The organism is Dongia sp., assembly GCF_041910485.1.
Lineage (GTDB): Bacteria > Pseudomonadota > Alphaproteobacteria > Dongiales > Dongiaceae > Dongia.
Map to the genome: position 1 here is coordinate 1 of NZ_JAYRQR010000022.1, position 12,997 is coordinate 12,997.

Annotated in this window: 13 protein-coding genes; 5 read left to right on the forward strand and 8 right to left on the reverse strand. The window is 62.6% G+C overall.

What is annotated here, in order from left to right:
- The 4 genes from ACE3PP_RS06500 to ACE3PP_RS06515 form a co-directional block, all read right to left on the reverse strand.
- Positions 1 to 2,207: heavy metal translocating P-type ATPase (locus ACE3PP_RS06500; RefSeq protein ID WP_374379424.1), on the reverse strand; the 2,207-nt coding region annotated here is incomplete at its 3' end.
- A 65-nt stretch (positions 2,208 to 2,272) separates the two neighbouring features.
- Entirely contained in the window at positions 2,273 to 2,776 is a 504-nt protein-coding gene (locus ACE3PP_RS06505; RefSeq protein ID WP_080620520.1) for a DUF305 domain-containing protein, read from the reverse strand.
- Positions 2,777 to 2,797: 21 nt separating this feature from the next.
- Positions 2,798 to 3,559: a MauE/DoxX family redox-associated membrane protein gene (locus tag ACE3PP_RS06510; protein WP_080620521.1), complete on the reverse strand. Its 762-nt coding sequence runs from the start codon at positions 3,557 to 3,559 to the stop codon at positions 2,798 to 2,800.
- A gap of 17 nt (positions 3,560 to 3,576) precedes the next feature.
- On the reverse strand, positions 3,577 to 3,852 hold the full coding sequence (locus ACE3PP_RS06515; protein WP_064790834.1) for a metal-sensitive transcriptional regulator: 276 nt from the start codon (positions 3,850 to 3,852) through the stop codon (positions 3,577 to 3,579).
- A 116-nt stretch (positions 3,853 to 3,968) separates the two neighbouring features.
- On the opposite strand from ACE3PP_RS06515, the gene ACE3PP_RS06520 reads away from it, so the two are divergent.
- On the forward strand, positions 3,969 to 5,153 hold the full coding sequence (locus tag ACE3PP_RS06520) for an MFS transporter (RefSeq protein WP_080622749.1): 1,185 nt from the start codon (positions 3,969 to 3,971) through the stop codon (positions 5,151 to 5,153).
- 90 nt (positions 5,154 to 5,243) lie between these two features.
- Here ACE3PP_RS06520 and cueR read toward each other — a convergent pair whose 3' ends face one another.
- The gene (gene cueR, locus ACE3PP_RS06525; RefSeq protein ID WP_080620522.1) at positions 5,244 to 5,693 is read right to left on the reverse strand and encodes a Cu(I)-responsive transcriptional regulator; all 450 of its coding nucleotides are present in this window, start codon (positions 5,691 to 5,693) and stop codon (positions 5,244 to 5,246) included.
- Between the two features lie 61 nt (positions 5,694 to 5,754).
- On the reverse strand, positions 5,755 to 8,484 hold the full coding sequence (locus ACE3PP_RS06530) for a heavy metal translocating P-type ATPase (RefSeq protein WP_374379427.1): 2,730 nt from the start codon (positions 8,482 to 8,484) through the stop codon (positions 5,755 to 5,757).
- A gap of 164 nt (positions 8,485 to 8,648) precedes the next feature.
- Here ACE3PP_RS06530 and ACE3PP_RS06535 point away from each other — a divergent pair, with 164 nt between their 5' ends.
- From ACE3PP_RS06535 to ACE3PP_RS06550, 4 genes are all read left to right on the forward strand, one after another.
- On the forward strand, positions 8,649 to 8,843 hold the full coding sequence (locus tag ACE3PP_RS06535) for a heavy-metal-associated domain-containing protein (RefSeq protein WP_080620523.1): 195 nt from the start codon (positions 8,649 to 8,651) through the stop codon (positions 8,841 to 8,843).
- A 14-nt stretch (positions 8,844 to 8,857) separates the two neighbouring features.
- Positions 8,858 to 9,250, forward strand: a complete 393-nt coding sequence (locus ACE3PP_RS06540; protein WP_080620524.1) for a DUF305 domain-containing protein — start codon at positions 8,858 to 8,860, stop codon at positions 9,248 to 9,250.
- Between the two features lie 120 nt (positions 9,251 to 9,370).
- Positions 9,371 to 9,760 (forward strand): hypothetical protein, encoded by a 390-nt coding sequence (locus ACE3PP_RS06545; protein WP_127898013.1) that lies wholly within the window; start codon positions 9,371 to 9,373, stop codon positions 9,758 to 9,760.
- Positions 9,761 to 9,796: 36 nt separating this feature from the next.
- Positions 9,797 to 11,248: a multicopper oxidase family protein gene (locus ACE3PP_RS06550; RefSeq protein WP_080620525.1), complete on the forward strand. Its 1,452-nt coding sequence runs from the start codon at positions 9,797 to 9,799 to the stop codon at positions 11,246 to 11,248.
- A 72-nt stretch (positions 11,249 to 11,320) separates the two neighbouring features.
- Here ACE3PP_RS06550 and ACE3PP_RS06555 read toward each other — a convergent pair whose 3' ends face one another.
- Positions 11,321 to 12,013 (reverse strand): FAD-binding oxidoreductase, encoded by a 693-nt coding sequence (locus tag ACE3PP_RS06555; RefSeq protein ID WP_226341157.1) that lies wholly within the window; start codon positions 12,011 to 12,013, stop codon positions 11,321 to 11,323.
- A gap of 27 nt (positions 12,014 to 12,040) precedes the next feature.
- A partial coding sequence (locus ACE3PP_RS06560; protein ID WP_374379431.1) for an IS3 family transposase occupies positions 12,041 to 12,997 on the reverse strand: 957 nt, incomplete at its 5' end.

A 12,997-nucleotide genomic window follows, 5' to 3' on the forward strand; every position in this document is an offset into this window, starting at 1 on the left:
CGCATTGTCGCTCCCGACAGGCGACGCGCCTTCACGATCCCCAATAGGTCACCGCCTAGCAGCGTGACTCCCGCGGATTCCATGGCGACATCCGTTCCTCCGCCCATCGCTATGCCGACATCGGCAGCCGCAAGCGCTGGGGCGTCATTCACCCCATCGCCCGCCATGGCGACGATACGGCCTTCCTTGCGAAGACGTGTAACAACCTCGCTCTTGCGTTCTGGAAGCACCTCGGCCTCCACATCGGCGATGCCCAGCTCTTTTGCCACCGCCTGAGCCGTGAGCTTATTGTCACCAGTCATCATGACCACGCGGATGCCGTCCTTTCGGAGGGCTTCCAGCGCTGCCGGCGTAGTGGATCGTATGGGATCGGCCACGCCGATGGCGCCGACGGGCCGGCCGTCGATGGCGACCAAGACGGCGGTGGCCCCGCGTGAGCGAATGACGTCCGCCTCGATCGCCGCTGCGCCCGGCTGAACGCCTTCCAGCTCCAAAAACTTGGCGCTACCGATCAGCACGCGCTGACCGGCGACGGTTCCCAAGACTCCCCGACCGACAGGAGAGTCGACGTCCGAGGGTTCCGACAGTGCGAGCTGCTTCTCCACCGCGGCACGGACAATAGCCTGTGCAATCGGATGTTCGCTCGCACGTTCAAGGCTCGCCGCGGCTTGAAGAAGTTCCGTCTCGCTCCGCCCATCGACCGGAACGATGGCCGTGACGGCCGGTTTCCCCTCCGTAAGCGTGCCGGTCTTGTCGACCACGAGGGTATCGATCTTCTCCAGCCTTTCGAGCGCCTCGGCGTTCTTGATCAGCAATCCGAGATTGGCGCCTTTGCCGACGCCAACCATGATCGACATCGGCGTTGCAAGGCCAAGGGCGCATGGGCAGGCGATGATGAGAACAGAAACAGCCGCAATCAGGCCGTAACTCAACCGGGGTTCCGGGCCAAAAAGGGTCCAGGCCACAAAAGCGATCAAGGCGATAACGATGACCAGTGGAACGAACCAGCCGGACACCTGGTCTGCTAAGCGCTGGATCGGGGCGCGGGACCGCTGCGCCTGCGCCACCATCTGGACGATCTGCGAAAGCATGGTATCGCGACCAATGCGAGCCGCATCCATGACCAGAGCGCCAGATTGATTGATGGTCCCTGCGATGAGCTTTGCACCCGGCTCTTTCGTGACCGGCATCGATTCGCCGGTAATCATCGATTCATCGACGGCCGAACGCCCCTCCAGCACCGTCCCGTCCACCGGAACTTTCTCGCCCATGCGAACACGAAGCTTGTCGCCGACGGCAATATGCTCGACCGCCACCTCCTCGTCGGTGCCATCTGGCCGGATACGTCGGGCTGTCTTCGGAGCCAGGTCAAGAAGCGCGCGTATCGCGCCCGAGGTCTGTTCGCGCGCGCGTAGCTCCAGCACTTGGCCGAGCAGCGCCAGCACCGTGATCACCGCGGCCGCCTCGAAGTAAACCGCAACGGTGTCTCCCATCATCCGCGCCGTTTCCGGGAACAGGTCGGGGGCGAGCGTTGCCACCACGGAGTAAATCCAGGCAACGCCTACGCCCATCGCGATGAGCGTGAACATATTGAGCGATCGGTTCACCACGGACGCCCAGCCGCGCTGAAAGAACGGCCAGCCTGCCCACAGCACCACCGGCGTCGCCAGTATGAGTTGCAGCCAGTTGTTGATCTGGCCAGGAATGTAACGATGCAGGCCGAAAAGTTCGCTGCCCATCCCAAGGAAGACCACCGGAACAGAAAGGGCGGCACCCACCCAGAACCGTCGAGTCATGTTGACCAGTTCCGCACTGGGTCCGGTTTCGGCCGTCGGCATTTCGGGTTCCAGCGCCATCCCGCAGATCGGGCATGATCCTGGACCGACCTGACGGATCTGGGGGTGCATCGGACAGGTAAAGATCGTGCCCTCCGGCACTACCGCTGCCTGGGTCGGTTCCGATGGTCCAACATATTTGCCCGGATCGGCCATGAACTTGGTCTGGCAGTTCTCGGAGCAGAAATAATACGTCGCGCCCTGGTATTGGGCTCGGTGCTTAGCCGTTGTGGGGTCCACGGACATCCCACAAACGGGGTCCTTCACAGTATCGCTTGCCTCCGCAGTCGCGGTGTGATGGCCCGATCCGCCACCGTGCCCCTTGTTATGGGCATGGGCGGCGCCTTGATGATGGTTATGGTCGTGAACCATAGTAAGCCTCCGCTTCCCTTATCTCCCCGCATGCAGGTTGCCACCGCATGCGAACCAAGCCCCGACTAATCGTTCAGCCGGCCAGCAATCGCCTGCATTTGCTCGATCTCGCGACGCTGGGCGACCTCAATCTCTTCACACAACGCCAGAAGCTCGGCGTCCGACAGGTTGGCCTCTCTGCACATCAAGATGGCTCCCGAGTGATGCGGAATCATCGAGTCGATAAACTGGCGGTCATCGATCATGGCTTGGGATCGAGTCGCCCAAAATGATCCCAGGGTAAGGACGACAAAAAGCACATAGAGGACAATATTCACGCTGCGGTTCGGAAACATGCCCGGCATCGTCGCCAGCATGAAGATGCCCATCGGCGCCCACATGGTTATCGCCATGTAAAGCATGTTCAGATTGTTCCGGAAGTCGCCCCAGCCGTCGATCATCGAAAACATCACGACATACATCACGATGAGGCCGAGGATCATGTTGATCCAGAACATCAGATAGGGACGGCCATGGGAGCCGTGGCTATTCCCCGAATGCCCGCCATGAGCCGTGTGGTCGCTCGCCATTTGATCGTCCTTTCGCGGTTGTCAGTGTCCAATGCCCATCGGCTTGAAGATCATCCAGACCGCCATGCCGATCATCATGAGGTTCTCGGTGAGCGACACGAAGCCGAGCGGCACGTTGCTGTCGCCACCGACGCAGGCGCATTTCAGCTCGCGCCTGTCGATATAGACCGCCTTGAACACCGAGACCGCGCCGATGCCGCCGATGAACAGCGCGACGGGGATCGACACCCACATCAGGGCACCGGAGATCATCAGGACGCCGGCGAGCGCCTCCGCGAAGGGATAGATGTAGGCATATCGGACCCATCGCTGCGCCAGAAGGTCGTAGTTCAGGAACATGGTCGCGAAGCCTTCCACGTCCTTCAGTTTCTGAAGGGCAAGAAGGCACATCGCGATGGCGATGAGCCATTCGGCGGCTTGGACCGTCGCGAGGTTCCCGAACGCCGCCCAACTCGCGGCCAAAGCCATTAGGGCAGCCATCGCGAACAGCGCGATCACCGGCTTGTAGGTAACGGCATCCTTGTCCTCGACCTTGCCGCCGAAGAACCGGACGAGATCATCGTAACCGCCGATCCGCTTGCCGCCTATGAAGGTCTGCGGCGTCGATTGAACATCATGCTTTGCCTTGAAGGCGTCCGTCTCCGCGCGGGTCGTCAGATGGTGATCGTCGACCTCGTAGCCTTCCCGCTTGAGCAGATCGAGCGCTTTCAACCCGTAGGGGCAGGTATGGTTTTCCATCACCATTCTATGAAGTTCGGCGCGTTTGGCTGCATGGGTCGCCATAGTCTGATCCCTTCGATCTAAAGTTTCGCTTTCGCGAACACCTCCACCAGTTCATTGAACTTGGCGCGCTGAAGGTCTGCATCGCCCGATGCGATCGCCTCCTCGACGCAGCAGGCGGCATGCGATCGCAACACCTGGTTCTCCACCTTGGAGAGCGCGGCTTTAACCGCGTGGATCTGGTTGAGAATGTCGATGCAGTATCGCTCGTCCTCGACCATCTGGCCGACACCGCGAACCTGCCCGGCGATCCGGTTGAGCGACGCGATGATCTGCTTGGAATTTTTGTTGCACATCCAGCTACCCCTACCCGGTATGGGTATATATACGTTAGAGCAAAAGTTTGGTTCCCGCAAAACCCAAGAGTTTTGCCGGCATGTCAACGTCGAAGCAAATAATCGTGGGAGGTCCAATGGACGATACGGTAACTGTCCGGCGCAACATCACCGTCCTTACTGCCGCGCAGGCGCTCGGAGGATCGAGCGCGCCGATCGTCATGTCGCTCGGCGGCCTGGTCGGCCAGCAGCTTGCCGACAACCCCGCATGGGTGACGCTGCCGGTCAGTCTCTTCGGTCTCGGCCTCGCAATCGGCACGCTGCCCGCCGCCTTCGTCATGCGCGCCTGGGGGCGCCGTGGCGGTTATCTGTTCGGCGCGTTGTTCGGCCTCGCAGCGGGACTCATCGCGGCGTTTGGCATCTTCGTATCGTCGTTCCTACTGTTCTGCGTCGGCTGCTTTACCGCCGGTCTCTACGGTTCCTACGTCCAAAGCTATCGCTTCGCTGCCGCCGATGCTGCCGAAGGCGCTTTGAAGGCACGAGCAATCTCCTGGGTGATGGTCGGTGGGCTGATCGCGGCTGTAATCGGTCCGCAGCTCGTCATCTGGACACGCGATTCCTTCCCCGGCACCCCCTATGTCGGCAGCTTCCTCAGCCAGGCGGCGCTTCCGTTGTTGTCGATCCCGATTCTGTTGATGCTGCGCACGCCGCAATCCGCTTCGCAATCCGCGTCGGAAAGCTCCGGCCGTTCCCTGATCCAGATCCTGATGATGCCCCGCTACATGCTTGCCGTCGCGGCCGGCGTCGTCTCCTACGGCCTCATGGCTTTCGTCATGACGGCCGCACCGATCGCGATGGTCAATACCGGCCATTCGGTCGACAGCGCAGCACTCGGAATCCAGTGGCATCTACTGGCGATGTTCGCGCCGAGCTTCGTCACCGGCCGCCTCATGACACGCTTCGGCAAGGAGCGTGTGACGGCGGCGGGGATGCTGCTCATCGCCGTCTCGGCCATCGTCGCGCTGGCCGGGCTTGAGCTAATCAATTTCTGGGGGTCTCTGGCCATCATGGGCATCGGCTGGAATTTCAGCTTCATCGGAGCGACGGCGATGGTCACAGACTGCCATACGCCGGGCGAGCGCGCCAAGGCGCAGGGCGCAAACGACTTCATGGTCTTCGGCACGACCGCCGCCGTCTCGTTTCTGGCAGGCAGCGTCCTGCACAACTCGGGCTGGGCGGCAATCAACTGGCTATTGTTTCCGCCGGTCGCCTTGATCCTCGTGCCGTTGCTCTGGCAAGCGGCACGCAAACCGCAAGCCTGAAACGCAATGTCCCCGCCATTTTGGCGGGGACGCACCGGGTCAGGTCCTCGCTCTGCGCCCTCGCAGCCGAAAGGCTGCTTGGGCATGCGGTTATTGCAGCGAGCGATTGACCGCGCCGGACCGAGGCCGGATCGAAAGATCTTCATCGTCCTGATCGGTCTCAAGGCGCTGTAGGATCGGGCAATGCGGCCGATGATCCCCTTGGCAGGCGTTCACCAGCATGGTGAGCGTGTGGGCCATGTCCTGCATATCCGCGATCTTCCTCTCCAGCGCGTCGATATGGCCCTGCGCCAAGCGCTTCACTTCTGCGCTCTGTCGCGTCTCGTCGCGCCAGAGGTTGAGCAGGTCGCCGATCTCGGCCACCGAAAAACCGAGGTCGCGCGCGCGGCGGATGAAGCGCAGCATGTGGACATCGGTAGCCGAATAATCGCGGTAGCCGGAGTCCTTCCGATCAGCAGCCGGGATGAGACCTGTCTGCTCGTAGTAGCGGATCATCTTGGCCGAAACGCCCGATGCCTTTGCTGCCTGTCCGATGTTCATGAACAATCTCCCATATGTAAGGACAGCCGACCCTAAATATAGGATCGGCTGTCTGGTTTCATCAGCCCTGGACCTTGAAGGTCTTGAGCCGGAGCGCATTGCCGAGGACGAAGACGCTCGACAGGGCCATGGCGCCGGCGGCAAAGACCGGCGACAAGAGGATGCCGTAGGCCGGATAGAGCGCACCCGCGGCGACCGGGATCAGGGCCGTGTTGTAGGCGAAGGCCCAGAACAGGTTCTGCCGGATATTGCCGATCGTCGCCTTGGACAAAGCGATGGCGTTCGGCACCCCGGTCAGGCTGCCCGACATCAGCACCACGTCCGCCGCCTCGATGGCGATGTCCGTGCCCGTGCCGATGGCGAGACCCACATCCGCCTCGGCCAGCGCCGGAGCGTCGTTGATGCCGTCGCCGACGAAGGCGACCTTGCCATGCTCGGCCTTGAGCCGGCGGATCGAGTCGACCTTGCCGTCCGGCAGCACCTCCGCCACCACCTCGTCGATGCCCAGGCGAGCCGCGATGGCCTTGGCCGTGCGCTTGTTGTCGCCGGTGATCATCGCGACCTTCAGGCCGAGGTCGTGCAGCGTCTTGATCGCCGCCGGCGTCGTCTCCTTGATCGGGTCGGCCACGGCGATGATCGTCGCCAGCTTGCCGTCGATCGCCGCATAGAGCGGCGACTTGCCCTCGTTGCCCAGACGTTCGGCAACCTGGGCGAAGCCCGCCACGTCATGGCCAAGCTCGACCATGTAGCGATCCGCGCCGATCTCGATGCGCTTGCCGTCGACCACGGCCTTCACGCCGAAGCCGGTCACCGACTCGAAGTCCGACACGGCGGGCAGTGCAATGCCTTCCGCCTCGGCCGCATCCACGATGGCGCGGGCAATCGGGTGTTCCGACTTGGCTTCGACGGCTGCGACCAGGCCCAGCACCGTCGTCCGGTCGAAGCCGGCGGCCAGTTCGAGGTCGGTCAGCGCCGGCTTGCCTTCGGTCAGCGTGCCGGTCTTGTCGACGGCCACCACCTTGGCATCCTTCAGCAGTTGCAACGCTTCACCCTTGCGGAACAGCACGCCCAGCTCCGCGCCCCGGCCGGTGCCGACCATGATCGAGGTCGGCGTTGCCAGACCCATGGCGCAGGGGCAGGCGATGATCAGCACGGCGACGGCATTGACCAGCGCGAAGGTCAACGCAGGCGACGGGCCGAAATAGAGCCATGCAGCGAAGGTGAGGGCGGCGACGGCGAAGACCGCCGGCACGAAATACATCGTCACCTTGTCGACCAGCGCCTGGATCGGCAGCTTCGACCCTTGTGCTTCCTCGACCATGCGGATGATCTGCGACAGCACCGTGTTGCCGCCGACCGCCGTGGCCCGGATCGCGAAGGCGCCCTTCTGGTTCACGGTTCCGGCCACGACCTCGCTGCCGCTCGTCTTGGACACCGGGATCGGTTCGCCGGTGATCATCGACTCGTCGACATAGCTTTCGCCCTCGATGACTTCACCATCGACCGGGATACGGTCGCCGGGGCGGACCTCCACGATGTCGCCGGACAGCACCGAATCGATCGGCAGATCGACCGTCTTGCCGTCGCGGCGGACACGCGCGGTCTTGGCCTGAAGTCCGACCAGCCGCTTGATCGCTTCCGAAGTGCGCCCCTTGGCGCGGGCCTCGAGCAACCGGCCGAGCAGGATCAGGGTGACGATAACCGCGGCGGCTTCATAATAGACGTTCACCGTCCCAGCGGGCAGGAAGCCCGGCGCGAAGGTCGCCACCAGCGAATAGAGGTAGGCGGCCAGCGAGCCGACGGCGACCAGCGAGTTCATGTCGGGAGCCAGCCGCCAGAGCGCCGGGAGGCCCTTGTCGTAGAAGCGGATGCCGGGCACGAACAGCACCAGCGTCGTCAGCACGAACTGAAGATACCAACTGTTCTGCATGCCGATGGTCGCGGCGATCATGTCGTGCGCGCCCGGAATGAGGTGCGACCCCATCTCCAGGATGAAGACCGGCGCGGTCAGAACCGCCGCGATGGTGAAATCGCGGGTCAGCTCACGGCGTTCGGCTTCCTTCTTCTCGGCGCGGTCATCGACCTCGGCCTGGCCCGCCCCGGTCGCCGCCGCGATCACCTTGGCCTCGTAGCCCGCGTTCGCGATTGCCGCGACGATGGCCGCAGCATCGGCGGTTCCCTGGACGGTGGCCTTCTCGGTGGCGAGGTTGACGACGGCGTTGGTGACGCCCGGCACGGCCTTGAGCGCCTTTTCGACACGTCCCACGCAGGAGGCGCAGGTCATGCCCTCGATCGCGACCTCAAGCGAAGCCGCCGCCGGCGCGGTGAAACTTGCCGAAACCGCGTAGCCTGCGTCCTCCACGGCCTTCACGACGACCGCTCGGTCCACCGGGCCGCTCGTCGTGATGCTGGCTTTCTCGGTAGCGAGGTTGACCACGGCATTGGCAACGCCGGGGATGGCCTTGAGGGCCTTTTCCACCCGCCCCACACAAGAAGCGCAGGTCATGCCTTCGATCGGCACTTCAAGGAGGGCAGCTTTCGGCGCACTGAAGCTGGCCGGCACTTCATAGCCAGCATTTTCGACCGCCTTGACGAGCGCTATGCGATCAACCGTGTCGTTCGTCGTGATGCTGGCCTTCTCGGTCGCCAGATTGACGACCGCGTTGGCGACGCCGGGGACGGCCTTCAGGGCTCTCTCGACACGGCCGACGCAGGATGCGCAGGTCATGCCCTCGATAGGCAGGGAAATTGCTGCATTCATCTTGTCCGCAGCTCGAACAGGGGCATCCATTGCCGCCTCCTTTCTAAGTCAGAATTCGAGTTCGGACACTGATATGCTCCTTCCAACGATGGGAAGGTCAAGGGTAAAAATTCCTTTTCGTTTCCTCTTGACCTTACCATCGTTGGAAACCCCAACTTGAGGACCATGAGAACCGAACCCAAAGGAGAAAGCTCATGGAACTCAAGATCGAAGGCATGACCTGCGGCGGTTGCGCCAAGTCCGTCACCAAGGCGATCCAGTCGGTCGATCCGACCGCCAAGATCGATACCAACCCCGCCCAGCGGATGGTCAAGGTCGAGACGACCGCAACCCCGGCAGCCCTTCGGCAGGTTCTCGAAGAGGCTGGCTATCCGGCGACCGTGAAGTGAACAGGAGCAAGATCATGCACAAGCTGACCCCGATTTTCATTGGCGGCGCACTCGCCATCAGCGCCGGCCTCGCCATCGCACAAAGCCAACTGAACACGGATACCACCATGCAAGGCCACGACATGCCGGGGCATTCGATGCCGGCCTCCGACAACCCATCCACGCAGGCTTACATCGAAGCCAATAACCGTATGCACGCCGACATGACAGTCGACTTCACCGGCGACGCCGACATCGACTTCATGCGCGGCATGATCCCGCACCACCAGGGCGCGATCGACATGGCGCGGATCGTGCTGCAATACGGCACTGACCCCGAGGTCCGCAAACTCGCCGAGGAGGTGATCTCGGCCCAAGAAGGTGAGATCGCTATGATGCGGGAATGGCTCGCCGCGCGCGGCCAGTGATTTTGATATGTAGGAACCGCCGCGGTGCGTCAGCAATGATGCGCGGCGGCGGTTGCGACATATAAGATTCATCCAGCCAAGGATGCGCGGAATGTTGTCTGACAAGGAGTTTTGACGCCGATGCGTCGTCTGTTCATCGCAGTGCTGATGATCTTCTCCTTCGTCACGGTGGCGTTGGCTGTGCCGGCGCACGGCGCCCGCATGGCCACCGTCTCCCAAACGATCGCCTCAAAACACGAAGCGCCGCATCGCACCGCATACTCCTCTCCCGAGGCATGTCAGGAAGATCGAATCTGTTCCGGAAGCGATGGCTTCTGCTACTTCGTATGCTCTGGCATGGGCTCTTGGTTCGTGTCTGACCAGCCCGGAAATGCGATTCAGCCTACCTCGGCGCGTTGGGCACTACCGGAGACGACGAACCTCGCCGGTCTCAGCCCCGAACGGAATGAACGCCCTCCCAATCCCAGTCTCGCTGAAAACCAGTGGCTGCATAAGCGCACGCCGATCTGAACTCAGAGGGAGCATAGTTCTCCCAGGAGACCGAAAATGACACTTATTTCACGACGCGGCTTTCTTGCCGCAAGCGCTGCCACGTTGTCCACAGCAGCTCTACCGCGCTTTGCCATGGCGCAAAACGCCATATCGCTCAGCGCCGCGACACGGGTGCTGGACGTCAATGGACGCGCCGCCACAGTCTTCGGCTTGGAAGGCCCGAGTGGACAGGGATTGGTTCTCAATCCAGGCCAACGCTTTCGCGCCAGTCTTACCAATCGCCTGGATGTTCCGACCCTCATCCATTGGCATGGCCAGATCCCGCCCAACGAGCAGGATGGCGTCCCGGATCTGCCACAGCCGATGCTGCAACCCGACGAAACGCGCTCCTATGACTACGAGCCGCTCCCCGGCACATACTGGATGCACGCGCACATCCCGCTCCAGGAGATGAACCTGCTCGCCGCGCCGCTGATCGTGCGCAGCGCCGAAGACGTGGCGGCCGACCGCCAGGAAGTCGTGATGTTTCTCCATGACTTCTCGTTCAAGGCGCCCGAAGAGGTCATGCAGGAGATCACCGGCGGGCACGGCGGCGGCCACGATATGAGCGCCATGGGAGGCCACGCCGCCCCCGGCGCCTCGATGGACCATTCAGGCATGCAGATGGATATGTCCTCGATGCAGGGCATGGCCATGGATCTGAATGACTACAATTGGGACGCCTACCTGACCAACGACCGCACCTTGTCCGACCCGGAGATCATCATGGTCGAGAAGGGCGGACGGGTAAAGCTGCGGGTGATCAACGGCGCCTCGGCCACTGTTTTCTGGATCGATACGGGTGGGCTGTCTGCGAGACTCGTGGCAGTCGACGGCCATGCCATCGCGGGCCTCGAAGGCAGTCGTTTCGGTATCGCCATGGGCCAACGCCTCGATCTGGATCTGGAGCTTGCCGGTGAAGGGGCGTGGCCCGTGCTTGCGTCGCGCGAGGGGTCGAAGGAGCGCACGGGGTTGATCCTCGCCACGCCCGGCGCGACCATTGAGAAGATCCCGGCGCTTGGCGAAGCGGATGCGCCTGCGTTCGACATCGACCTGTCGCAAGAGCTGAAGCTGCGCGCCTCGGACGGCCTTCCCTCGCGTGCGCCACAGCGCAGCCACATGGTTATGCTGGGCGGCTCGATGCAGCCCTATGTCTGGACCATCGACGGCAAGGTCTGGGGAGATCACAAGCCCCTCCTTGCAAAGACGGGCGAGCGGGTCGAGATCATGTTTCACAATATGTCGATGATGGGGCATCCGATGCATCTGCACGGCCATGTCTTCCAGGTCGTGGACATCAACGGCAAGCGCTTCGATGGGGCACGGCGCGACACCGTTTATGTTCCTCCGATGGCCATGGTGACCGTCGCGCTCGACGCCGGAGAGGCGGCGCGCTGGATGCTGCACTGCCATCATATGCCGCATCTCCAGACCGGCATGATGACCGAGCTCAGCATATCCGCCTGAAATGAATGAAAAAAGCCTGCGCCGCGATTCCTCGCAGCGCAGGCTCTCGCCTGATTTCATTGAACGAGGCGACTAGCCTTCCTGCCCTTCGGGCGTGAAGAAAACGTCGGCGTGCATGTCCTCGGGTCGCAGCCCGCGCGCAAATGCCATTGCCATCGCCGCATCAACCATCGGGGGCGGGCCTGCGACATAGGCTTTCCACCCGTCGAAGTCCGCGAGATCCTCGGCCACCGCGTCGGTCACGAACCCGTGCCGATGGGGGGCTACCTGTGTATCGGACAAGACAGCCGTAAAGCTGAGATTGTTGTGGCGGTCCGCCAGGGTCTCGAAATGCTCGACGAGATAGAGATCACGCGCGCCGCGTGCGCCGAAGTAGACATGGATCGGCTGCTTCATGCCGTGCGCAAGGGCTGTTTCCACGATCGACTTGATCGGCGCCAGACCGGAACCGCCGGCGATGCACAGGATCGGGCCGGAATGATGCTGGCGCAGATAGGAGGAGCCTAGTGGAAATTCGAGCGTCAGCTTGTCACCGGCCTTCAGTGCCTCATGGACGTGCTGCGAGGTGACGCCGCCCGGAACCTTGCGAATGTGAAATTCGAGGCTGTCGTCGCCGTGACGATTGGCCATGGAGTAGCTGCGCGCGGGCACACCATCGAATCCGACCTGGGCATACTGTCCGGCCGTGAAGAGCAACGGGGAGCCATCCACAGGCGAGATTCGCACCAGTTTGATGTCGTGGGTAAGGTCATCGAGGCCGGACACGATGGCCTCTGACCTGCCACTGAACTTTCATCCAACGGCGACCTGAGCCGGGTTTTTGTTTACGCCTGTTGGCGCGGGTTGAGCAATCGCCCGGCGCGCGGAGCTTTCATCTCGCGCAGCGGGGCGGGCGATTGCGGGGTTCAGGTTCGCGGCAAACCCTACAGGGGTCTGGTAGCCCAAGGCCGAGTGGGGCCTTTCGGTGTTGTAATCCGTGACCCAGGCAGCGATCAGGTCACGGGCATGGGCGATGTTGCGGAACAGGGCCTCGTTCAGAAGCTCGTCCCGCATCCTGCCGTTGAAGCTTTCGACGAACCCGTTCTGCATCGGCTTGCCCGGCGCAATGTAATGCCATTCGACCTTGTGCTCGGCGCACCACTTCAGGATCGCGTTCGATGTCAGCTCTGTCCCGTTATCGCTGACAATCATTCCAGGCCTGCCGCGGCGTTCGATCAGCGCCGTCAGTTCCCGCGCCACGCGGCGGCCCGAAATCGAGGTGTCCGGGATTGCCGCCAGACATTCGCGGGTGACGTCGTCAACCACGTTCAGCACCCGGAAGCGTCGCCCGCAGGCGAACTGGTCATGGACGAAGTCCAGCGACCACCGTGCATTGGCCCGTGTCTCGATCAGGATCGGTGCCCTCGTTCCGAGGGCCTTGCGGCGCGCTTTGCGTTTACGCACGGTTAAGCCCTCTTCTCGGTAGAGCCGATAGATGCGGTTGATCCCGGATGGCTCTCCCTCGCGCCTGAGCAGCACGAACAGCCGCCGGTAGCCGAACCTTCGCCGCTCGTTGGCCAGATCCCGCAACCGCCCGCGCAGCGCCGTGTCCGGCGCTCGCTGGGACTGGTAGCGCACCATCGTCCGGTCCGCCCCGGCAATCTGGCACGCCCGCCGCTCCGACAGCCCGAGATGGGCCTTCAGGTGCGCGACAGCCTCGCGCTTCACGGCGGGCGTTACCACTTTTTTGACAGCAGTTCTTTCATTGCA